20 protein-coding genes and 1 pseudogene are annotated in these 21,087 nt (G+C 62.4%); 11 read left to right on the top strand and 10 right to left on the bottom strand.

Annotated features, from left to right (window positions below; genetic code table 11):
• Window positions 1–229 precede the first annotated feature (229 nt).
• From IQ26_RS30375 to IQ26_RS30335, 9 genes are all read left to right on the top strand, one after another.
• The gene (locus tag IQ26_RS30375; protein ID WP_145722079.1) at window positions 230–955 is read left to right on the top strand and encodes a nucleotidyltransferase domain-containing protein; all 726 of its coding nucleotides are present in this window, start codon (window positions 230–232) and stop codon (window positions 953–955) included.
• A 12-nt stretch (window positions 956–967) separates the two neighbouring features.
• Window positions 968–1,237 (top strand): hypothetical protein, encoded by a 270-nt coding sequence (locus tag IQ26_RS30370; protein WP_145722078.1) that lies wholly within the window; start codon window positions 968–970, stop codon window positions 1,235–1,237.
• 526 nt (window positions 1,238–1,763) lie between these two features.
• The gene (locus IQ26_RS30365; RefSeq protein WP_145722076.1) at window positions 1,764–2,519 is read left to right on the top strand and encodes an ABC transporter ATP-binding protein; all 756 of its coding nucleotides are present in this window, start codon (window positions 1,764–1,766) and stop codon (window positions 2,517–2,519) included.
• Window positions 2,512–3,258, top strand: a complete 747-nt coding sequence (locus IQ26_RS30360; RefSeq protein ID WP_145722075.1) for an ABC transporter ATP-binding protein — start codon at window positions 2,512–2,514, stop codon at window positions 3,256–3,258. Before IQ26_RS30365 ends, IQ26_RS30360 begins: the two co-directional genes overlap by 8 nt.
• A 47-nt stretch (window positions 3,259–3,305) precedes the next feature.
• Window positions 3,306–4,502, top strand: coding sequence for an ABC transporter substrate-binding protein (locus IQ26_RS30355; RefSeq protein ID WP_145722073.1), 1,197 nt, complete (start codon window positions 3,306–3,308; stop codon window positions 4,500–4,502).
• Between the two features lie 69 nt (window positions 4,503–4,571).
• Window positions 4,572–5,459 (top strand): branched-chain amino acid ABC transporter permease, encoded by an 888-nt coding sequence (locus tag IQ26_RS30350; protein WP_145722071.1) that lies wholly within the window; start codon window positions 4,572–4,574, stop codon window positions 5,457–5,459.
• A 59-nt stretch (window positions 5,460–5,518) separates the two neighbouring features.
• Window positions 5,519–6,442 carry a branched-chain amino acid ABC transporter permease gene (locus tag IQ26_RS30345; RefSeq protein WP_240547304.1) on the top strand — a complete coding sequence of 308 codons (924 nt, stop codon included), beginning with the start codon at window positions 5,519–5,521 and terminating at the stop codon, window positions 6,440–6,442.
• A 236-nt stretch (window positions 6,443–6,678) separates the two neighbouring features.
• Entirely contained in the window at window positions 6,679–6,978 is a 300-nt protein-coding gene (locus tag IQ26_RS30340) for a type II toxin-antitoxin system TacA family antitoxin (RefSeq protein WP_145722067.1), read from the top strand.
• Between the two features lie 3 nt (window positions 6,979–6,981).
• Window positions 6,982–7,491, top strand: a complete 510-nt coding sequence (locus IQ26_RS30335; RefSeq protein WP_145722065.1) for a GNAT family N-acetyltransferase — start codon at window positions 6,982–6,984, stop codon at window positions 7,489–7,491.
• A 117-nt stretch (window positions 7,492–7,608) separates the two neighbouring features.
• Here IQ26_RS30335 and IQ26_RS30330 read toward each other — a convergent pair whose 3' ends face one another.
• The 8 genes from IQ26_RS30330 to IQ26_RS30295 form a co-directional block, all read right to left on the bottom strand.
• Complete coding sequence (locus IQ26_RS30330) at window positions 7,609–8,484, bottom strand: PCC domain-containing protein (protein WP_167522716.1); 876 nt, start codon at window positions 8,482–8,484, stop codon at window positions 7,609–7,611.
• Window positions 8,465–9,223 (bottom strand): SDR family NAD(P)-dependent oxidoreductase, encoded by a 759-nt coding sequence (locus tag IQ26_RS30325; RefSeq protein WP_145722063.1) that lies wholly within the window; start codon window positions 9,221–9,223, stop codon window positions 8,465–8,467. Before IQ26_RS30325 ends, IQ26_RS30330 begins: the two co-directional genes overlap by 20 nt.
• A 10-nt stretch (window positions 9,224–9,233) precedes the next feature.
• A complete protein-coding gene (locus IQ26_RS30320) occupies window positions 9,234–10,862 on the bottom strand; it encodes an acyl-CoA synthetase (RefSeq protein WP_145722061.1) in 1,629 nt (542 codons plus the stop codon).
• Window positions 10,863–10,947: 85 nt separating this feature from the next.
• Complete coding sequence (locus IQ26_RS30315; protein ID WP_145722060.1) at window positions 10,948–11,805, bottom strand: IclR family transcriptional regulator; 858 nt, start codon at window positions 11,803–11,805, stop codon at window positions 10,948–10,950.
• 2 nt (window positions 11,806–11,807) lie between these two features.
• Window positions 11,808–12,611 carry an SDR family NAD(P)-dependent oxidoreductase gene (locus tag IQ26_RS30310; RefSeq protein ID WP_145722058.1) on the bottom strand — a complete coding sequence of 268 codons (804 nt, stop codon included), beginning with the start codon at window positions 12,609–12,611 and terminating at the stop codon, window positions 11,808–11,810.
• Window positions 12,612–12,752: 141 nt separating this feature from the next.
• On the bottom strand, window positions 12,753–13,769 hold the full coding sequence (locus tag IQ26_RS30305; protein WP_145722055.1) for a TRAP transporter substrate-binding protein: 1,017 nt from the start codon (window positions 13,767–13,769) through the stop codon (window positions 12,753–12,755).
• Window positions 13,770–13,798: 29 nt separating this feature from the next.
• Window positions 13,799–15,667, bottom strand: a complete 1,869-nt coding sequence (locus IQ26_RS30300; RefSeq protein ID WP_145722054.1) for a TRAP transporter large permease — start codon at window positions 15,665–15,667, stop codon at window positions 13,799–13,801.
• 275 nt (window positions 15,668–15,942) lie between these two features.
• Window positions 15,943–17,226, bottom strand: coding sequence for a glycosyltransferase (locus IQ26_RS30295; RefSeq protein ID WP_145722052.1), 1,284 nt, complete (start codon window positions 17,224–17,226; stop codon window positions 15,943–15,945).
• A gap of 291 nt (window positions 17,227–17,517) precedes the next feature.
• Between IQ26_RS30295 and IQ26_RS30290 the strand changes: the two are divergent.
• Window positions 17,518–17,964 (top strand): annotated as a pseudogene (locus IQ26_RS30290) (transposase); the annotation flags it as partial.
• Window positions 17,965–18,104: 140 nt separating this feature from the next.
• Here the strand turns inward: IQ26_RS30290 and IQ26_RS30285 are convergent.
• Window positions 18,105–19,655 carry a CYTH and CHAD domain-containing protein gene (locus IQ26_RS30285; RefSeq protein WP_145722049.1) on the bottom strand — a complete coding sequence of 517 codons (1,551 nt, stop codon included), beginning with the start codon at window positions 19,653–19,655 and terminating at the stop codon, window positions 18,105–18,107.
• A 370-nt stretch (window positions 19,656–20,025) separates the two neighbouring features.
• On the opposite strand from IQ26_RS30285, the gene IQ26_RS30280 reads away from it, so the two are divergent.
• Entirely contained in the window at window positions 20,026–20,487 is a 462-nt protein-coding gene (locus tag IQ26_RS30280) for a phasin (protein WP_145722048.1), read from the top strand.
• Between the two features lie 435 nt (window positions 20,488–20,922).
• Here the strand turns inward: IQ26_RS30280 and IQ26_RS30275 are convergent.
• The coding region (locus IQ26_RS30275) for a transposase (RefSeq protein ID WP_208760247.1) at window positions 20,923–21,087 on the bottom strand (165 nt) is incomplete at its 5' end.

Genomic DNA, 21,087 nt, shown 5'->3' with positions numbered 1-21,087 from the left:
AGTTCCCTTCGCTGTATTCCATATTAATGGAATTTATATCTTAGTTACGGATCAAGTAACGCATCCGGATATGATAACGTCAAGCCTTTTCCTGCCGCCAATGTCGCAATGATGGCGCGCACAGCCAATGGTCTTGGCGCTGACAGGGGCGTGGCCGCAGCCGCACTGTCCAAGGCCCACTTCGCACAATCGCCAGCGACGGAGGTGGATCGGCCGCAAGAAAAATCGTTTGCTGCGTTTTCGCGCCATTCGAACCACGATCATTTTCTTGAATCGACGTAGCGACCGTTCCCGTGCCATGGCACGCTCGGCCACCCAAAGCGCCTTGCGCTATCCACTGACCATTATTCTCGGCACCGACGCAAACGTAAGGGTGCTCCGGGAGTTGTCGCGGCATGGCGGCTTGCTTTCTTCTCCACTGCTTGCGGAACGTAGCGGGCTTGCGAGGGCAAGCGTGTGGTCTGCTCTCGGAACCTTGGAAGGGATTGGCATCGTATCTTCAGAGGGGATGGGCAGAGTTCGCCTCTATCGGTTCAACGATAGCCATCCGCTGGCGACATCACTGGAAGCCCTCTTTGAGCAGGAGGCGCTTCGGTATTCCAACATTCGCGCCGTAGTCGCTGACGCGGCCTCCGCAGTTCGGCCGAACGTACTCGCGGCCTGGATTTACGGCAGCGTGGCGAGGGGCGAGGACCGTCCAGACAGCGATCTCGACATCGCTGTGGTTTCATCGTCCGAGAAGCTGGAAAGCGCGCTCCAGGAAATCCGCGAGACGCTGGTGACCCACGGTGAAGAGCTTGGCTTCAATCCTTCGGTGGTGGGACTCACTGCGGAGGATGTGGCAAGGCTGTCGAGCGTGGGAGACCCGTGGTGGAAGGGGGTCGAAGCTGATGCCCTTGCCGTCTTCGGTTCACGCCCGGACGAACTCGCAACAAAAACGCGCCAGAAGGCATAGGCATGACCAGTCGTGAATGCGGCAATCGCATACGCCGATGCGCTAACTGCCCGATTTGCAGGAAAGATCAACCGCGCGGATCATGCGGCCGTGGTGAAAACCATGCGCGACGCGCTTGGAAATCGTCTTCCTGCCGCGCAGGCTAGCAGGTTGCGGAGCATCCTCGATGAGAAGGTCGAAGCTCAATACGGAATCAGGGCTAAATCGCTACCCGATGCCGAGAGCTTGCTCGATAAGCTGGAAAGGTTCGCGGAGTGGGCAGAAAAGGAAATGGAAATCTGATCAGGTCGAGCTTTCGCGCCAAGGATCATCCTTGGCGCAGTCATATCCGGGTTGAGACGGACATCACGCGGGCGATCCTCGCCGGAAGACTCGTTTGGCTTCTGAAAAAATGGATATGTTTCGAATATTTATAACATCTCTGGCGGCGTTTGCTACCTAACGCCGTAGGCGAAAGGTCCGAACCCCAGAAGGCTGTCAACGGCATCTTCGGACTCAACCCCGCGCTGGGCGCGTCGCGGATAAGATTAGGATATCAAGCCTGACTGCCGTCAATTGCCGCCTGATCGGATGTGATTGCAACCGCTCGCCAGCTTCTCCAGTCAGCCCTGCGCCAAGCACGGTTGACCCAAGCTTTCGCGACGTTCGACGCTTCTGAAAAATTGCAGCCTTGACGCGATGTGGTTTAGGTCGTTTGTTTGCGGGCGGGGAAGCCACGGGAGGAAACCATGGAAGTTACCCTGGGGGCGGACAGCCTCACAGCGCGTTTCCACGTTTTCACGCCGATGGCGTGCGAAGGCTCCTGCGCATGAATTCCGGAGCAATCCTCGAAGCAGCGGGATTGACTAAGGAATTTAAGGGTTTTGTCGCCGTCAACAATGTCAATTTGACGGTCGAGCGAGGATCGATCCACGCGCTGATCGGCCCCAACGGCGCAGGCAAGACAACTCTCTTCAACCTGCTGACCAAATTCCTCCAGCCCACGCACGGCGCGATCCGTTACCAAGGCCGGGACATCACCAGGATGCAGCCGGCCGACATCGCGCGGCTCGGCCTTGTGCGCTCCTTCCAGATATCGGCGGTGTTTCCGCACATGACAGCCCTCGAGAATGTCCGCATCGCGCTGCAGCGCCGGCGCGGCGACAGTTTCGATTTCTGGCGCTCCGAGAAAGTGCTCTCCAAATTCAACAGCGAGGCCGCGGGCCTTCTCGCCGATGTCGGCCTGACCGAGTTTTCGGATGTCCGCGCCAGCGATCTGTCCTACGGCCGCAAGCGCGCGCTCGAGATCGCCACGACGCTGGCGCTGAACCCCGAGATGCTGCTCCTCGATGAGCCCATGGCCGGCATGGCGCAACAAGACATCGAGCGCATCTCGGCGCTGATCCGGCGCATCTCCAAGAACCGCACCATTTTGATGGTCGAGCACAATCTGTCGGTCGTCGCCTCGCTGTCGAACCGCATCACCGTGCTCGCACGCGGCAAAGTCCTCGCCGAGGGCGACTACGCCGCCGTTTCCAAGGATCCGCGCGTTATCGAAGCCTATATCGGGGCCGGACATGACTGAAGTTGAACTTGCGAGCAGGCCGGCTGCTGCCGCTTCGGCGAGACCTCTGCTGCGCGTCGATAGCCTGCAGGGCTGGTACGGGGAGAGCCATGTGCTTCACGGCGTGAGTTTCGAGGTTGGCCAAGGCGAAGTGGTGACGCTGCTCGGCCGCAACGGCGCCGGCAAGACGACGACGCTCAAGGCCATCATGGGCATCCTTTCCAGGCGCTCGGGCTCGGTCAGCTACGACGGCCGCGAGACGATCAAGCTGCCGTCGCGGTTGATCGCGCAGATGGGCATCGCCTACTGCCCGGAGGAGCGCGCGATCTTCTCCAGCCTCTCGGTCGAGGAGAATTTGATGCTGCCGCCGCAGGTGCGCCCCGGCGGGCTCAGCGTCGAGCAGATTTTCGAGCTCTTCCCGAACCTGAAGGAGCGGCTTTCGAGCCAAGGCACCAAGCTTTCGGGCGGCGAACAGCAGATGCTCGCCATCGGCCGGATCTTGCGGACGGGCGCGAAGCTCTTGCTGCTCGACGAGCCGACCGAAGGGCTTGCGCCCGTCATCGTGCAGCAGATCGGCCGCACCATTGCCCGGCTCAAGGACGAGGGATTCACGATCGTTCTCGTCGAACAGAATTTTCATTTCGCCGCGTTGGTCGCGGACCGGCACTACGTGGTGGAACAGGGGCGCGTGATCGACACGATCCCCAACGGCGAACTCGACGCCAACATTGACAAGCTGCACGCCTATCTCGGTGTCTGAGGCAATCATCAACGGCGCGTCGCGCCGCAAATCGGAGGGAAGTAGCGATGAAAAAAATGGGATTCATTCTGGCTTCAACGGCGAGCCTGCTGATGGCCGGCGCGGCCTATGCCACGGACGTCAAGATCGGCGTTCTGAATGACCGTTCCGGCATCTATGCAGACATCGCCGGCGAAGGCTCCGTCATCGCGGCCCAGATGGCGGCTGAAGACTTCAAGGCGGCGGACAAGGGCATCAATGTGTCGGTCGTCTCCGCCGACCACCAGAACAAGCCGGACGTCGGCTCGAACATCGCCCGCCAGTGGTACGACACCGAAAATGTCGATGTCATCGCCGACGTGCCCACCTCGTCGGTTGCGCTCGCCGTCAACGAGATCACCAAGGAAAAGAACAAGATCTTCCTCGCTTCGGGTCCGGCCTCCTCCGACCTGACCGGCAAAGCCTGTTCACCCAACACCGTCCATTGGACCTACGACACCTGGGCACTTGCCAACGGCACAGGCTCGGCCATGGTCGCGCAGGGCGGCGATAGCTGGTTCTTCGTCACAGCGGACTATGCCTTCGGCCACGCGCTCGAGCGCGATACGTCGGCGGTCGTGGAAGCATCGGGCGGCAAGGTGCTCGGCGCCGTTCGCCATCCTTTCCCCGGCCAGGATTTCTCGTCCTTCCTGCTGCAGGCGCAAGGGTCTGGTGCCAAGGTCGTCGGCCTCGCCAATGCCGGCGGCGACACGATCAACGCGGTCAAGCAGGCGTCGGAATTCGGCATCACGCAGGGCGGCCAATCGCTCGCCGCCCTGCTGATGTTCATCAACGACGTGCATGCGCTTAGCCTCGAAGTGGCGCAAGGCCTGGTGCTCACCGGCGCGTTCTACTGGGACATGAACGATCAAACGCGTGAATTCTCTGCCCGTTTCCAGGAGCGGAATGCCGGACAGAAGCCTTCGATGATCGAGGCCGGAGTCTACGCTTCGGTCCTGCATTATCTTAAGGCAGTCGAGGCCGTCGGCGACAAGGATGCGGCCAAGGTGATGGCCAAGATGAAGGAAATGCCGACGGACGATCCACTGTTCGGCAAGGGTACGATCCGCGCGGACGGGCGCAAGCTGCACGACATGTATCTGTTCCGCGTCAAGAAGCCGGACCAATCGAAAGGGGCGTGGGATTATTTCGAGACCGTGGCTACCATTCCGGCCGACAAGGCGTTCCGCCCGCTCGCCGACGGCAACTGTCCGCTCGTCAAATAAGCGAACCTCGCCAACGACGCGCCGAGCCGCTCGGCGCGTCCTTTCGTCGACAAGTCAACTGGAGCGACCATGTTCGAACTCCTTGGAATTCCGCCGCAAGTCCTGTTCGGCCAATTGCTGCTCGGGCTGATCAACGGATCCTTCTATGCGGTTCTGAGCCTTGGGCTGGCGGTCATCTTCGGTCTCTTGAACATCATCAACTTCACGCATGGCGCGCAGTACATGCTGGGCGCCTTCGGCGCTTGGATGCTGCTCAACTATCTCGGCGTCGGTTACTGGTGGGCTGTGCTCATCGTCCCGCCGATCGTCGGCCTCACCGGCATCGTCCTCGAGCGCGTCCTGATCCGACGGCTCTATCATCTCGACCATCTTTACGGGCTGCTTCTCACTTTCGGCCTGGCGCTGATCATCGTCGGCTTCTTCCGCCAGTTTTTCGGCGTATCCGGCCTGCCTTACCCGCCGCCGCCGCTTCTGACCGGCGGGCATAATCTTGGCTTCATGTACCTGCCCAATTCGCGCGCCTGGGTGATTTTGGCTTCACTGATCGTGTGCCTCGCGACCTGGTTCATCATCGAAAAGACCCGGCTTGGCGCCTATCTCAGGGCAGCGACCGAGAACCCGACCATGGTCGGCGCGTTCGGCATCAACGTGCCGCTGCTGGTCACGCTCACATATGGTTTCGGCGTCGCTCTCGCGGGTTTCGCCGGCGTGCTCGCCGCGCCGATATACGCAGTCAATCCGAACATGGGGGCAGACCTGATCATTGTCGTCTTCGCCGTCGTCGTCATCGGCGGCATGGGCTCGATCCTGGGCTCGATCCTCACCGGCTTCGGGCTCGGTCTGATCGAGGGGCTGACCCGCGTGTTCTATCCGGAAGGCTCGGCCGTGGTGATCTTTGTCATCATGGCGCTCGTGCTGCTGGTCAAGCCAGCCGGCCTGTTTGGACGGAGCGCGTGATGGCAATCGACACCAGCCCAATCGCCATTGCCGCCATCACGTCCGTTGGCACCGCCGGCATGCCACGCCATCACCTTGCGATCTTCGCCGCGCTGCTCATCTTCCTCATTGCCGCGCCATTTCTGCTTTATCCGGTATTTGTCATGAAGGTGCTGTGCTTTGCGCTGTTTGCCTGCGCCTTCAACCTGTTGCTCGGCTTTGGCGGGCTCCTGTCCTTCGGCCACGCTGCCTATTTCGGCATGGCGAGCTATGTCTCGGCCCATGCGGCAAAGGTGTGGGGTTTGACGCCTGAACTCGCCATTGTCGCGGGCACGCTGGTGGCAGCCGTGCTCGGTCTCGCCATCGGCTCGCTCGCCATCCGCCGCCACGGCATCTATTTTGCCATGGTGACGCTGGCTTTTGCGCAGATGGTCTATTTCTTCTCGCTGCAGGCGGCGTTTACCGGCGGCGAGGACGGCATCCAGGCCGTGCCGCGCGGCTATCTGTTCGGGCTGATCGACCTGCGCTCAAGCGAAGTGCTCTATTTCTTCGTGCTCGCCATCTTCTTTGCCGGCATATTGCTGATCTACCGGATCATCCATTCGCCGTTTGGGCAGGTGTTGAAGGCGATCCGCGAGAACGAGCCCCGCGCGATCTCGCTGGGCTATCGGGTCAACCGCTACAAGCTCGCCGTATTCGTGCTGTCGGCCGCGCTCGCCGGCGTCGCCGGCGCAACCAAGGCGATCGTGTTCCAGCTGGCGTCGCTTACCGACGTCTACTGGACCATGTCCGGCGAGGTCGTGCTGATGACGCTCCTGGGGGGCATGGGCACGGTGTTCGGACCGATTGTCGGCGCGGCAGTCATCGTCACGATGCAGAACTACCTCGCGACATTTGGCGACTGGGTCACGATCGGCCAGGGCATCATCTTCGTCGTCGCGGTGCTGTTGTTCCGGGAAGGCGTCGTTGGCGTCCTGGCAAAATGGATCCGGAAACCGCTCTGAGCAGGCCACGAGACCGAAATTTCGGATTGATCGACGGTCAACGCTGAGCATTGCCTTGGAACGTCGTGCGGCAATCCCACGGGAGAACGCCAGTTCGACCACAAGGCAATCACCATGAATGAATGGGACTGGTTTTCGCCGCGCCGCCCTCTCGACGGCCGCAACCCCGTTACCTGGTCCATTTGTGTATTGTAATTTGCGCTACACTCATCTATTTTTCCGCACAGGAGAAAAAGATGACCAATAAGGCTGAACGCAAAGAGCACCCGATTTCAATGCGCCTTCCCGAGGCCGACGTCGCGATGATCGATCGCGCTGCGGGCCTGCGCGGCCGATCCCGCACGGACTTCGTGCGTGAGGCTGCCGTTCGCGCCGCCGAGGATGTCCTGATGGAAAACCGGCTCATCCGCATGAGCCCAGATGGCTTCTCGGAGTTCATGGCGGCTTTGTCCGGGCCTGCAAGCCCGGTGCCGGAGATGGTGGAGTTGGCAAAGCGCCCCTCCCCGTGGGAGCCAGGCTACATCGCAAAGCGCTGAGCCGTGGTCCTCTCGGCTCCCGAGCCTCTCACCGCGGCCCATGATGTTTCCGAGTTTACCTGCGGCACGCCAACTCTCGACCATTGGCTCAAGACCCGCGCGCTCACCAATCAGGAGAAGGGTTTCACCGCCGTCTTGGTCGTACATGATGCCGGACGCGTCGTTGGCTATTATGGTCTCGCGCCGACCGCCGTCGTTCCAAACGTGCTCCCTCGCTCTATCCGCACCGGTCAACCGCCCGATCCGGTGCCGTGCCTGCTGCTCGGGCAACTTGCAACCGACATCGGTTGGGTGGGTCGCGGGATTGGAACAGGTCTGGTCAAACACGCTCTTGAGCGCTGCGTAGCTGCGGCTGGGCTCGTGGGCGGTCGCGCACTGATGGTCAACGCCGTTGACGACGAAGCCGCTGCCTTCTGGCACCGGCGTGGCTTCGTTCCGTCCAAGGACGATCCGCTCGTCTTGTTCCGATCGATTGCCGCGATTGCCGCCTCGATTGCCGCAGCACAAAGATAGGTCGAACTTCAGCAGTGCCGACGAAGCCGCCTATTGCGTCCATTAAAAAACGCGCACCCGTGATCGGCAGTCACGTCAAGGTTCGACAGGAACCGGCGCGCAGCGTGGTTGGCATCCTCAGCTATCGGATGCGACAACCAGCAGTTCGAACGTCACGCAGACGGGGTTGGCGCTGCGGCGAAGGCGGCCTGCGCTTATCGTACCGTCCATGCCGACCAGCGCGATGTCGAGCGTGCAACGTCGCGAGCGGACAGCACCGCCCGTGACGAAAACTTCGGTCGCGTAAGACGAGACGGTCGAGCCGTTGTCGAAATCCGCGCCGACCAGGCTGCCGATGCCCTGGATCGAGGCATGGTCAAAGCCGTGCCGTCGGCAAACGGCTTCGATCGCCTGGCCGATATCCTGGTTGGGCTTTACCGTGCAGATGGCTGCTCGGCGGCCGCGGCGCTCACCCAGGACCGGAGCTTTGACCGGCACGAAAAGACGAAAATTCGTCTCGGCATCGTCGCGCACGTCGAACAGCGCGCCCGCAATGCCCCAAGCGGTAACCTCGACCGGCTCCGCCAATTTCGAATCGAGCGGCAGGAGATGCCCCATGCGGCGCACGCCGTCTGGGGTACGCCAGATGCCATGGCTATGAAGAAAGGGCCCGTCGTCGCGCCGGCCGGCGACGAGGCCCGCATCCTCGATGACCGTTATGCCCTCCGGTGCGAATGTGTCGCTGTACCACGCAGCATGCGTGCCGTGGGGAGACGCGGCGGGGATGACGTAGCGCATTGGGTCAACCCGCGCGTTGCGCAGGCGGATATAGCCGCCGCTGAACCCGGCGTCCGCGAAGGCCTGGGCCACGGCCTCGTTGATGGAGCGGCCGGGTTCGAGCCGCAACGTCAGCGGCTGTGCCGCGCAGGGCATCGCTGTAAACCGTTCCGCCGCAATCGGGCCGGGATGGCGGATGCCGCGCAACGGAACCATCTCAGGCCGCGAGGCCGGCATGGATGAAGCCGCCGTCGACGGCGAGAATCTGACCGTTGACGTAACTGGCGTCGTCGGAAATCAGGAAAGCCACCGCTCCTGCGATCTCGCGCGGCGTGCCGTAGCGGCGCTGCGGCACGCGGTCCAACCACTGCCGGCGGACGTCCTGGGTGTGGACGGCTTGAGTCAACGGCGTGTCGACCGGCCCAGGTGCGACGGCGTTGACGCGGATGCCATTGACGCCGAGCTCATTGGCCATGACGAGTGTGAGCAGATTCTGTCCGCCTTTCGACGCGCCGTAGGCGCTGCGGCCCTTGTTGCCGCAAAGACCCGAAACCGAAGTGATGTTGACAATCGCGCCCGGCAGTTGCCGTTCGAGCCAGTAGCGCGCCGCAGCCCGCGAGACGATGAACGTTCCGGTGAGGTTCACGTCGACGATGCGGCGGAAATCCTCGACTGTGGTCTCGACCGACGGCAGGTCCATCGCTATGCCGGCGGAATTCACGACCGCGGCGAGGATGTGCGCGGCCGTGATCCGGCCGATGGCCTCTTCGACGGCCGCTTCGTCGACGACGTTGCAGACGATGCCGCGTTCCTCGGGCAGGCCGAGATCCGCGCAGGCCGAACCCAGCGTTGCCGCGGCGAGGTCGAGGAGGAAGACCTCGAAGCCGCGCTCTGTCAGGAGGCGAGCGGTCTCAAGGCCGATGCCGGATGCGCCGCCGGTGATCGCCACGGCGCGGACTTGGTTGCTGCTGTTCATCGCCTGCTCCTCATGCCGAGAGCCCGCGCTCGGACGGGCCCAACTCGCCGCGGCGCTCCAGTTCTTCGCGGATCAGCTTCTTGGCGATCTTGCCATAGGCCGATTTGGGCATCGTCTCCCACCACACGAAGCGCTTGGGCATCTTGTAGCGGGCGAGTTTGCCCTCCAGCCAGCGCTCAAGCTCAATCGTTTCGGGCACAGCGCCGGCGCGGGCAACGCAAACCGCGACGCCGACCTCGCCCCAGACGGGATCGGGAACGCCGAGAACGGCGGCTTCGCTGATGTCGGGATGGAGCAGGATCTTCTCCTCGATCTCACGCGGATAGATGTTGGAGCCGCCGGAGATATACATGTCGGACGAGCGGCCGGTGATGTAGATGAAGCCGTCCTCGGCCATGTGGCCCAGATCGCCGGTGCGGAACCAGCCGTTGCGGAACGCCGCAGCGTTGGCTTCCGGGTTGTCGCAATAGCCCGCAAAGACTGCCGGCCCGATCACGCAAATTTCGCCGGTTTCGCCCGGCGAGACCGGATTGCCGGCGTCATCCTGGATTTCGACCTGCATGGCCGTGCGCTCGAAACCGCAGGTCCCGATGCGCGCATGCGGGCCGTCCTCGACACAATGATAGGCCGGGGGCTGGACGGTGATGTTGCCGGTGACTTCGCCCAAGCCAAAGTACTGGACCAGAACCGGCCCCAGCTTTTCCATCGCCCGCTTCTGGTCGGCGCGGTACATCGGCGCACCGGCATAGATGACATAGCGCAACGAGGAATGGTCGAACCGGTCGACGCTGTCGTCCTCCACGAGCATCTTGAGGATGGTCGGCACGGTGAAGGCGTTGGTCACCCGCCATTTTTCGACCAGCGCCCAGACCGTCGGCACGTCGAGCTTGTCGGTCGGCAGGAGGATAGACTTGGCGCCGTGCGCCACCTGTACGAGTTGGTGGATGCCGGCCCCATGCGAAAGCGGAGCCACCACGATCGAGGCGTCGTCGCGCGTCGTGGCGGGCATCAGGTCGCACAGATGGTTGGTGACGACAAAGCCCATCTGACCATGCGTGAGCACGGCGGCCTTCGGCCGGCCGGTCGTGCCGGAGGTGAAGAAGAACCAGCACGGATCGTCGCGATCGACGGCGACGCTGGGAATGGTCCGGCCGGCAAAACGGGCGGCGACGGTGTCGTAATCATCGCCGAATTCGGCCTCGCCGATCGACAGGACGAAGCGGATTCCGGGGGCTGTTTGCCGGCAGGCAGCAGCAGCATGAGCCGGGAAGCCGGCGCCGCAGATCAGGCCGCGCGCGCCGCTCGCCTTGGCGAGGTAGGCGACCTCGTCCGGCGACTGGCGGTAGTTCGCCGGCACCCAGACGGCTCCGAGCCGGAAGCAGGCGAACATTGATTCGAACATCTGATTGCAATTGGCCGACTGGACCAGGATTCGATCGCCCTTTGCCACGCCGAACTCGTCGCGCAGTGCTGCGGCCATCGCGTTGACGCGCGCATCCATCTCGCGCCATGTCCACTGCCGTTCGCGCCAGACGAAGCCAATGTCGTCCGGATTGCGTCGTGCCGTCTGGGTCAAAAAATGCGAGAGGTTCATGACGCGCGTGGAGGAAGGCGTCACGCCACCTGGAGCCAATGCCATCACTTCGCGCGCTCCGCCTGCTCGGTGTTTTCCAATTCCGACTTCCCGAACGGGGAATGCGCCCATCCGACGATCTGAGCTTTTGTCATCGAGGCGCTCTCCTCGCATGGGTTTTTATGGGCTGGTGCTCGCGCATGAGTGCACGCGAGGTGAACATCTGGGCGAGCCGCTCCTCGACGCGCTTTGCCTCTTGCGTGAGATATCCAGCGAGTTCGAACTGTCTTGCCGGCTGCATTCGGCTGTCGATCGCGGCGATCGACAATGCGCCCACCGGCCGGCCGTCCGCGCTGCGAAGCACAACCCCTACCCCCCAAGAATTGGCGACGATCCGGCCAGGATTGAGCGAATAGCCGTTGGTGCGCGTCGCTTCAACGTCGCGCCGGATCTGTTCGGCCGGGAGCATTGGGTAGTCCGATTTCAGCACCGCGTCGTTGGCGGCCAGCACCCCTTCCACTTCCTCGTCGGGGAGCGCCGCGAGCATGGCTAGCGAGCCGGCGCCGACGCCCAGAGGATGCTCGAAGCCGGCCTGTAGCGCGTGGGTCCTGACCGGGTATGTCCCTTCCTCGCGATAGAGGCAGACTGAGAATGTGTCGCGGCGAACCGAGAGGAAGCTCGAATCCTCGGTCTTCTTCGAAAGGCGCAGCAGGCTTTCCATCGAGACCTGTAGCAGGCCGAAACGGCGCGAGGCGAGGCTGCCCAGCACGTAGGCCTCCTCGCCGAGATAGTAGCGCCGTGTCGTCTCATCCTGCTCGACCATTCCCGCGCGCATCAGCGCCAGGAGCAGGCGGCGCGTCGTGGGCTTGTTCAGCCTGCTCTCTTCGACGATGTCGGAGAGCGAAACACCGCGGTCGGCGTGCCGGCCGACCATCGAAAGAAGGCTCAGGGCTCGGTCGACGCTCTGCGAGCCGGTCTGATCGCGTTCTGGGGGCGGCGCGATGTTCATGGTCAGCGGAGCTCGGAAACGGCGCAACTTTGGCCGCCATCGACGGGAAGGCAAACGCCGGTGATGAAGCGCGCCTCGTCGGAGGCGAGAAACACGGCTGCCGCGGCGACGTCCCACGCCGTTCCCATCTTTCCCATGGGCACCATGGCGTTGCGGGCGGCCACCATCTCGTCGGCCGAGCCATACTGACCGGAAATCTGCTTGTAGATCATCGGCGTATCGATCAGGCCCGGCATGATGCAGTTGGCACGAATGCCTTGCCGCGCATATTGCATGGCCAGCGCCACGGTGGCCTGGTTCACCGCGGCCTTGGTCGCATAATAGGCGAAATAGGGATAGCCGACGTAGCGTATCGCGGCGAGCGACGAGATATTGACGATCGCACCGCCGCCGCCCTTCAGCATATGCGGCAACACCGCCTTGGCGGTGCGGTAGACCGGTCCGATGTTGAGGTCGAGGGAGGCCTGGAACTCGTCCTCGTCGAGTTCGACCGGGCCGCCCATATGGGTCACGCCGACATTGTTGTGCAGGATGTCAATGGCGCCGAACGCCTCCATTGCAGCCGCTGCTGCCACCTCGACGGAGGCTAGATTGGTCACGTCGGCCGATAACGCGATCGCCTGGTTGCCTTCATCATGGATGATCGCCGCGGTTTCGGCGGCAGCCGCCGCGGCGAGATCGACGCAGGCGACACGCGCCCCTTCGCGCGCGAAGGCAACCGCCGCTGCCTTGCCGTTGCCCCAGCCGGGTCCGGACGACCCTGCGCCGAAGACGATTGCGGATTTTCCTGTGAGTCGGTCGGCCACCTTCGAATTCCTTAGAACCGCGCCTGTTGTCTGGCGGGCGAACCACGTGGCCAGCCCGCCAGACTTTCGCTTTCTGTACGATCCCGCCCGAAAAGCCGCGAAGTTCTACTGCGCTGCCTTCGGTGGGAAGCGGCCCGGCGTTCAGGTCAGGCTGGCGCCAACAGCCTTTTCCAGGATCGCCCAGGCTTCGTCGCCGTACTTGCCTTTCCACTCGGCGTAGAAGCCGGCGTCCTTCAGCGTCTGCCGGAACGGGACAGCATCCGGCTTGTTGATCTTCATGCCTTTGGCGGCGAGCTCCTCCTCAAGCGTGGCATTGAGCTTGGCGACGTCCTCGCGCTCTTTTACGCCAGCCTCGTTAAGGTTCCTGGCAACGATCTCTCGCACATCTTCCGGCATAGCTTCCCAAGCCCGCTTGTTGGCGAGGAACCAGAAGCCGTCCCACATGTGGTTGGTGACCGAGCAGAACTGTTGCACTTCGTAGAGCTTGGCCGTCGAGATGATGGCGAGCGGGTTTTCCTGCCCGTCGACGATCTTCGTCTGCAGCGCCGAATACACCTCGGCGAAGTTGATGCTGGCCGGCGCCGACTTGAAGGCAGTGAACATGGAGGTCCAGAGCGGACTGACCGGAACGCGTATCTTGAAGCCCTCGAGGTTTGCGGGCGTCTCGATCGGGCCGACGGAACTGGTGATCTGTCGGAAGCCGTTGTCCCAGATCTTCTCCATGACGACCAGGTTCGATTTTTCGATTTCGCCGCGCACGTATTTGCCGAGGTCGCCATCCATGGCCGCCCAAACGGCGTCGTAATTCGGGAAGGCGAAGCCGATGCCACTGATCGAGGCATTGGCGACGAGCGTGGAAAGGATCAGCGGCGACAGCGTGAAGAATTCGACGCCGCCCGAGCGAACCTGGCTCAGCATGTCCGTGTCGGCGCCGAGCTGGTTGCTAGGGAATATCTGGATGGCGACGCGGCCGCCGGTCTCCTCGCGGATCTTGTCGACGGCTTCCTGCGCACGCAGGTTCATCGGGTGGGTGAGCGGCAGGTTGTTGGCGTATTTGTAGTTGAACTCCGCTGCCTGAGCCCCGGCGTAGCGGATGGTGCTCACAAGCGGGATGGATGCGGCTGTGCCCATCAGCAAGGTGCGGCGGGTGATATTCATTGTGTTTCCTCCTGGTTGAATCCGGGTGCCTAGAGATAGGCTATCGACAGCGCCGGGATGGCTGCGATCAGCAACAGGCCGACAAGCAACGCGCCGAGATAAGGCCAGATGGCGCTCATGGCTTCGTCGGGCGAGACGTCGCCGATCTTGCAGGCGATGTAGAAGCCGATGCCGATAGGCGGGGCCATGAGCCCGATGTTCATTGCTGTCACGACGACCATCGAATAGTGCACATCGTTGATGCCCAGCCGAGCGGCGATCGGGAACATGATCGGCGCCATCAGAACGATCGCCGGCAGACCTTCAAGGACGCAGCCGAGAACCATGAAGACGGCGATCGTGACGATCATGAAGGAGAACCAGCCTCCCGGCAGGTCCGTCATGTAGACGGCCAGACGGTTGGCGAAGCCGGTTTGCGTCAGCGCCCAGGCCATCGCCGAGGCGGTACCGAGGATGAGCAGGATGGCGCCAGACAGCGCCGCCGTCTCGACCAGCATGGCGTAGAACTTCTTGGCGCCGATGCCGCCATAGAACAACGCGCCGATGACCAGAGCGTAGAGCACGGCAATCGTGGAAACCTCGGTGGCGGTGGCGACGCCGCCACCGACCGCGCCGCGGATAAGGAAGGGGAGCACCAGTGCCGGGGCCGAGACGAGCAGCGTCTTCCACACGACCGAAAACGGAGCGCGATGCACGCCTTCCATGCTTTCGCCCGAGGCCTTCCAACGTGCCAGCACCGCAAGGACGAGCAACAGAACCATGGCGATGACGAAGCCGCTGGTGAAAAGCGCGGCGATCGAAACGCCGGCGACCGAGCCCAGCACAATCAGCACGATGGACGGCGGCACCGTATCGGCCATCGCAGCGCCGGTTGCGAGCAACGCGATCATCTCCTTGGGCTTGTGGCCGCGCCGTTTCATTTCGGGGAAGAGTGCCGGCGCGACGGTCGCCATGTCGGAGACCTTCGAACCGGAAATGCCCGAGACGAGGAACAGCGAGCCTAAAAGCACGTAGGACATGCCGGCCTTCACATGGCCGAGCAACGACGCCATGAACTCCACGATCGCCTTGCCCATGCCTGTCGCATCGAGCACACAGCCGAGCAGAACGAAGATCGGCACCGACAGCAAGATGAGGCTCGACATCCCCTCGTCGATGCGCCCGACAAGCACGATCATCGGCACATGGGTGCTGAAGGAGATAAAGGCGATCGTGCCGATGCCGAAACAGAAAGCGATCGGCACGCCGAGCAGAAGGCAGACGGCCACCACGCCGACGAGGAAGATGGGGATGTTGGCGTAGCCGAGCGTGAGAAACAACGGCGAAAGCAGCCAGCCGAACGCGGCCAGCGCAGCAATCACGGCGATAGCGGCGGCCAGGTTGGCGAGCGTCGCCACGCGGATCGCGTGGCCCACGGCAATGACGGACATCAGCGCCAGCCCGACGACAATTGCCGAGGCGCGGAAGCTCATTGGAATGTTGAGCGCCGCCGAAGTGACGTACCACTCATCCTGTACATACTGGCTTGCCGGCACAATCAACGCGAGCAGCACCGTCGCCACCACGAGCAAAGCAAGCGCGTTCACGAAGTCGCGGGCGCGCTCGGGGATCATGCCGAGGAAGATGGTAAGACGCAGGTGCTCGTTACGGTCGATGGCGATTGCCGAGCCGAGCATGGCGAGCCAGAGAAAGGAGATGGAGGCGGCCTCGTCGATCCAGACGATCGGCAGCGACAGCACGTAGCGCGAGATGACGCCGGCGAGCAGCAGACCGACGACGAGGACGAGCAGGATCGAAGCCGCCGCCTCGACCGGCCACATCAGCCGCGAACCGGGCCGTGCATCCAGCACCTCGGCCGGCGTATCGACGGTCATCGTGTTGTTGCTGGCGGCTGTCATGATTCAAGCTCCTCCGCCCGAACCGGCGCCCGGCCTGAACGTTCACGCCGAAACCGAAACGAAGCGATCTCCTCCCGCTCCTCCGGGCCTCGAATAATAGGTCTACAGTATGGACCTGTCATTTTGCACGACGGATTTATTCGCACGCGATTGGCTTAATATCAAGCGACTTGTGGGCTGGAACGTGATCCATATTGTGGATCGACTAAACGGCTCTGAATGGGGTTGACCGCGTGGCGCTGACTGTCGCGAACCTCCTGAGGGTCCAGCAGCCGTTATTTTGCGGGGTCACCGCGCGTCGCCACCGCGTCCTTGACGGCATTCGCAATGTTGGCGAGGATTCTCCATTCCTGCTTGAGGCCTTCGAGCGTCGCCTCAAAGGAGCGAGTGCCGAGAGTTCGGATACCGGCATGACTCGCCACAGCGCGCGTGTAGAGATCGATGGTCTGCTGCCCGGTCGAGGATCGTGAATAGGAGGCCGCAGTCAGTCTGGCTTCTTCTTGCAACATCGCTCGGCCCCGTGGCGTGACCGCACGGACTTTGACGAGAGCTTCGAAGAATTGATCTGGGGACGCATCTGCCGACAGGAGATAGCCGTTCTTGCCGTTGCATACCACTTCGCGGACTCCAGGTTCATCAAGCCCAACCACGGGAACGCCGGCTGCCATCGCCTCGACGAGCACAAGACCCTGGGTTTCGGAACGCGACGAGAAGGCGAAGACGTCCATGGCGGCATAGACGTCGGCCAGATCGGCGCCTTCGACCACGCCCAGCAGATGACATCTGTCCTGAAGACCAGCCTCGTCCAGCATCCGGCGCATTTCGGACGCTGACGAACCGTCGCCGGCGACGATAAAATGCGTGCGTTCATTTTGCGAAAGAAACAGGCAGACTGCTTCGGTGAGGTAAGTCAGGTTCTTCTCCGGCGCCAACCGGCCTACGTGCCCGACGATGAAATCGGTTTCCGCTATTCCCAAGCGGCTCCGCAATCTCAGCCGATTTCCGTTGGAGAACCTGGCTAGATCAATCCCTGTCGGGATTATGGTGATCGGCTTGGTGACATCGTGGTGGCGCAAGAGGTGGGCAATGCTGAGCGTTGGAGCGATGATATGGTCGCACAGATCACAGTAGCCGACCGCGAGGCTGAGCACGAGCCGTTGGAGGACCGGAGCGTCCTGGGCAACGTAGTGGCCGTAGAGTTCGTAGCGGGTGTGATAGGTGAATATGGCCGGCAACGCTCGCGACGCGGCGGTGCGAAGGGCGGTGTCGCCGAGTAGAAACGGGTGGTGCGAATGGATAATATCCGGCTCGAAGGCGTTCAGCGTCTTCTCGAGGGAGCGGGTGAACGGGATCGGCACTGAAAAATCGCTCCCGTTAAAATTCTGGATCGCAGGGACGCGAAGAATGTCGCTTTCTGACCGACCTGCTTCCGCATAGTCCGGCGCAACGATCAAGACTGCATGTCCCAACTCACGCAGCGTCTCCGACAACCACGCGACGCTGTGTGCAACGCCGCCGACATGCGGGCTGAATGTGTTGGTAAACATCACAATGTTCATGCAAGGCTTGTCCAGTACAGCGCCTATCGATCAAAGGGCGCGGCCGCCAAAGAAACCGCCGCGTCCGGCCTGTCGCGCTATCGGATTTCGATCATCGTGAACCTTGCGACACTGCCGATTCCAAAATCCCATTGCGCCTGATAACGTGCTTCGGCGCTTTGCTATACGCGCTTGTTACACGCGTTCGCGCGCCTTTCCTTTGTTATACTGGATTGCTGCTGGGTGCCACGGGCGGGCACGCCAAGAACTCTGTCGCCCGGCGGTGGCTATCGAATGACGCCCCCTATGATCCGCTCGAAGGGCGGCCAGTTCGCCCTGCATGCAAAAGCGCTGCCCGGCAATCCATATGATGGCCACACGCTCGCAGCCGTCATCCCAGACATGGAAAGAGCCATCGGCAACGAGATCAGCCGCATCCTCGCCGACGCCGGCTATCGCGGCCACAACGCACCGCAGAGCCACAAGTTCAGGGTCTTCACCAGCGGTCAAAAACGCCGCCTCACCCCAGCCACCAAGCGCCAGATGCGCCGCCGCTCCGCGATCGAGCCCGTGATCGGCCACATCAAGGCCGAGCACCGGATGGGCCGCAATTACCTCGCCGGCCACCAAGGCGACGCCGTCAACGCCATCCTGGCCGCTGCAGGCTACAACTTCTCCCTCCTGCTCAACTGGTTCAGCCAGCTTTTGTGGCTTCTCATCGCCGCCCTCCAAAGCCAGCCCAAACCCATCCCAGGCTGAAAAGCCTCAATGTTCACGGACGACGAGCAAGTCGCGCCATTTCGAGACCTTAACTGGCGGCACCCGCAAGGTCGCCTCCTATCCTATTGGCGACCTTCGCGCCGCACTCGTAAGACTGGTGTCGATCCGCTTGGCCTGCTTCACTTCCAGAACGGGCGGGTCTCTTCAAGGTCTCGCCACAGCGCTTTTGCTCCGGCCCAGCCATGTTCGGCGCGTGTCTGACTGGCCCCGATCACCCACCCGGTAGCACGTTGCGCGGCCGGATCGCCGGCGCCGGGTGCTTCCGCTCCCGTCAGCATGGCTTTTACCGTCGCGGCATCGTTCAGGTCACCAAAGACCGTCTGAAGTTTCTTCAAGCGCTTCAGGAACGGATCGACACGTTTTGAAGCGAACAGAGAGGCGAAAAACTCGACCGCATAGCGCAGCTTCTTCAGTTCCTTGCGCAGTTTGTGGCGCTGCTCTACCGTCAAAGTGTTGAGCTTGCGTGCGCGTTTGCCGACCTTCTTCCAACGCTTGCCAAGCGCCTGGCCGGCCAACTCGGTGACCGGCGTTGCAAGCCGCGCCGTCTGGCCGAAATCCTGCGGAACGAGCCAGCCGCGTGTCTCCACGAACCGCGCCAGATCGATGAGGAACGCCTGCACACGCGCCCCGGCAAGCAGTTTACGAAGGCGCTGGCGCACTTCCACTGCCTGCCGTGAGAGCGTGCTGGAAAGCGCGGCGAGACCGGGTTCATCCGGATGGGTTCCGGCCTCCCGCTGCACGATGTCGTTCGCCACCACATCGAGATCCCTGAGGCTACCGACCTCCTGGCCAAGCCAGCGCGCTTCGTCGTTAAGCCGTGCCATTTCCGGGCTCTCCAGCACCGGAGCGTAGACGGAGAACACGCTGCGCAAGCGGCGCAGGCCGATCCGCAACTGGTGCGGCCCCTCGGAATCATCCAGCTTTCGGACCACCACGACATTCGTGGCGATCTGATCCAGGCACTCGCGCAGGATATTCCGCGCCGCGTGCTCGGCGATCTCAGCCGCATCGAGCGCAACGTCCTCGGCATTTCGGGGCGCCAGCGGTAGGTCGATCCGCCCCTCTTCCGCAAGCAGATAGCCGCGCGCCGCCTTGGAAAGCCGCGAGAACCTCAGGCCTCCGTCGGGAAACAGCACATGCGCGATCTCGAACAATCCGGCCGGACTGCCTTCAAGGAGTTCGATCTCCACTTCGCGCAGGTCGGCCGAGCGCTCCCCGGCGTGAATTTGGCCGACATCGACGGCCAGCTCCGCGCGGGTGCCGTCCTCGAGGGACAGTTCGCTGGCGGAACGCTTGATCACCGTCTCGCAGACGGGCAGAAGCGGATCGCCGTTGATGCGGTGAAGGACCTCTTCCCGGACCGAGGCATCGGGAATCGCTTCGAGGCATGCCCGACCGCCCGGCGCCGGGTTTTCCACCTCGCCGACCTGCGAAAGGCCACCGTGCAGTTCGGCCCCGGTCTTGACGGTCTGGACCCAGCGCCGCCCGTCGCGCCTCAGCCTCAACGCTATCCCTGCCTTCTTCAGCCCGTGTTCGGGGGTGTCCAGATAGATGCTTCTCAGTGTCTTCGTCGTTGGGCTGCCTTTGGCCAGTTTCGACGCCTTCACGCGCGCCAAGAACTCGCTCGGCGACGCTTCGTCGAGGATGAATTTCAGCTCGATTTCGCCCATGACAGATTTGTGTCGGTTTTGTTGCAGTCCTAACCCATCCGGCACACGCCGACAACCGACCGTGGGGTGCGACTTGTGAAGCTGCAGCGTGCTGTACGACCGGCAGTTGCAGTGTCACGGTTGGCGGTCACTCGGTGCCCCGGCACAACCCTTCGAACCTCGCGTCGCGTCGCAAGTGGGTCACCACCGTCGCGGGCGCTTTTCCTGTATGTCGTCGTGAGCGTCTGAAGCGCCGCCATGCCCTCGCTGACCTCTATTCGCGCAGCCCGCTCGCGCAAATTCATGTCAGCTTCATAAATCCGTTGCGACGGTTTCGTACATGAAGGAGACGGCGTTGTTTTGAGGCCGCCCCCTGGAAAAGGATGGAAAAATGTCCAAGATCCCCGGCAAGACCGAAACGATCGAAAACGTCGAACTCCCTACCTTCGACCCGTCCAAGGCCACCGAGCAAGTCCGCGCTGCCGCCGAACAGGGCGTTGAGCAGGCGAAGGAAGCTTTTTCCAAATTGAGTTCGGACGCCGAAACGACTCAAAAGGCCTTTGAGTCGACCTTTGAAATGGCCAAGACGACCAGCAACGAGGTATCCCTGAAGATGATTGCTGCTCTGCGAGCCAACGCCGAAGCCGGCTTCACGCACCTCGAAGCGCTGGCTACCGTGAAGTCGCCGTCCGAGTTCTTCGAACTGCAGACAGCTTTCCTGCACAAACAGATCGAAAAGTCCGCCGAGCAGGCCAAGGCCTTGCAGGCCGTGATGATGAGAGCTGCCGAGGACGCGTCCAAACCGATCAAGGATGCCTTTGAGAAGGCTTTGAAGGAACGCAAGGCCGCCTGATTGCTTCAGGTAATCCGAGACCGAAGGTCAGTACCTCGTCTGCTGGCCACGATAGGCAAGACCGGCACCTCGCACCGGTCTTCCATTTGGTCGGACGGTTTTGTCTGCCCGACAGCATCGGAGTGACATCGTCCTCACGGTTTTCAGGCACGAAGCGCGGCCTTGGCCTCACGCTCTCGCACGGCCCTAAGCGTCTGGCACCAGGGTTTTGCCGGCGAATGAATATTTGACAGATCCGACCATGATCTGATGGCGGTCACCTAGCCGCCTTGATGCACGGCGATGAGGTTTTGGCGGCCTGAAGCGGCGATGTGGCCGCTGTTGGGCGCTTTTCCGCGCGCCGCGTCCAGGCGCCGGCGGTGATCCGTCGTGATGGCAGGTGGGGTTTGCAGGTTGCGGTCGGCGGGTTCGTTTCGGGGCGTCTGCGCCCCATCGTTATGTCGCGAGCCGCGGAATGCGATCGAGGACGATGCGCAGGATGCGTTGGTCGGGGCAGGATGTCGGCAGGTGCAGGCGGATTTGCGTCTTCATCTCGACCACCCGCGCAGCGATCTTGATGAGGCGCAAACGCAGCGTGTCGAATTGGGCGACGGCAAAGCT

Source organism: Mesorhizobium tianshanense, assembly GCF_007830515.1.
GTDB classification, from domain to species: Bacteria; Pseudomonadota; Alphaproteobacteria; order Rhizobiales; family Rhizobiaceae; genus Mesorhizobium; species Mesorhizobium tianshanense.
Note: the sequence above shows the minus strand (reverse complement) of the source record. Positions and strands in the feature narration are given on the sequence as shown.

Bases quoted from the DNA above. Each gene is read 5' to 3' on its own strand.
- IQ26_RS30365 (WP_145722076.1), top strand. From the start codon at position 1,764: ATGAATTCCGGAGCAATCCTCGAAGCAGCGGGATTGACTAAGGAATTT.
- IQ26_RS30360 (WP_145722075.1), top strand. From the start codon at position 2,512: ATGACTGAAGTTGAACTTGCGAGCAGGCCGGCTGCTGCCGCTTCGGCG.
- IQ26_RS30355 (WP_145722073.1), top strand. From the start codon at position 3,306: ATGAAAAAAATGGGATTCATTCTGGCTTCAACGGCGAGCCTGCTGATG.
- IQ26_RS30350 (WP_145722071.1), top strand. From the start codon at position 4,572: ATGTTCGAACTCCTTGGAATTCCGCCGCAAGTCCTGTTCGGCCAATTG.
- IQ26_RS30345 (WP_240547304.1), top strand. From the start codon at position 5,519: ATGCCACGCCATCACCTTGCGATCTTCGCCGCGCTGCTCATCTTCCTC.
- IQ26_RS30340 (WP_145722067.1), top strand. From the start codon at position 6,679: ATGACCAATAAGGCTGAACGCAAAGAGCACCCGATTTCAATGCGCCTT.
- IQ26_RS30330 (WP_167522716.1), bottom strand. From the start codon at position 8,484: ATGCCGGCCTCGCGGCCTGAGATGGTTCCGTTGCGCGGCATCCGCCAT.
- IQ26_RS30325 (WP_145722063.1), bottom strand. From the start codon at position 9,223: ATGAACAGCAGCAACCAAGTCCGCGCCGTGGCGATCACCGGCGGCGCA.
- IQ26_RS30320 (WP_145722061.1), bottom strand. From the start codon at position 10,862: ATGGCATTGGCTCCAGGTGGCGTGACGCCTTCCTCCACGCGCGTCATG.
- IQ26_RS30315 (WP_145722060.1), bottom strand. From the start codon at position 11,805: ATGAACATCGCGCCGCCCCCAGAACGCGATCAGACCGGCTCGCAGAGC.
- IQ26_RS30305 (WP_145722055.1), bottom strand. From the start codon at position 13,769: ATGAATATCACCCGCCGCACCTTGCTGATGGGCACAGCCGCATCCATC.
- IQ26_RS30300 (WP_145722054.1), bottom strand. From the start codon at position 15,667: ATGACAGCCGCCAGCAACAACACGATGACCGTCGATACGCCGGCCGAG.
- IQ26_RS30295 (WP_145722052.1), bottom strand. From the start codon at position 17,226: ATGAACATTGTGATGTTTACCAACACATTCAGCCCGCATGTCGGCGGC.
- IQ26_RS30285 (WP_145722049.1), bottom strand. From the start codon at position 19,655: ATGGGCGAAATCGAGCTGAAATTCATCCTCGACGAAGCGTCGCCGAGC.
- IQ26_RS30280 (WP_145722048.1), top strand. From the start codon at position 20,026: ATGTCCAAGATCCCCGGCAAGACCGAAACGATCGAAAACGTCGAACTC.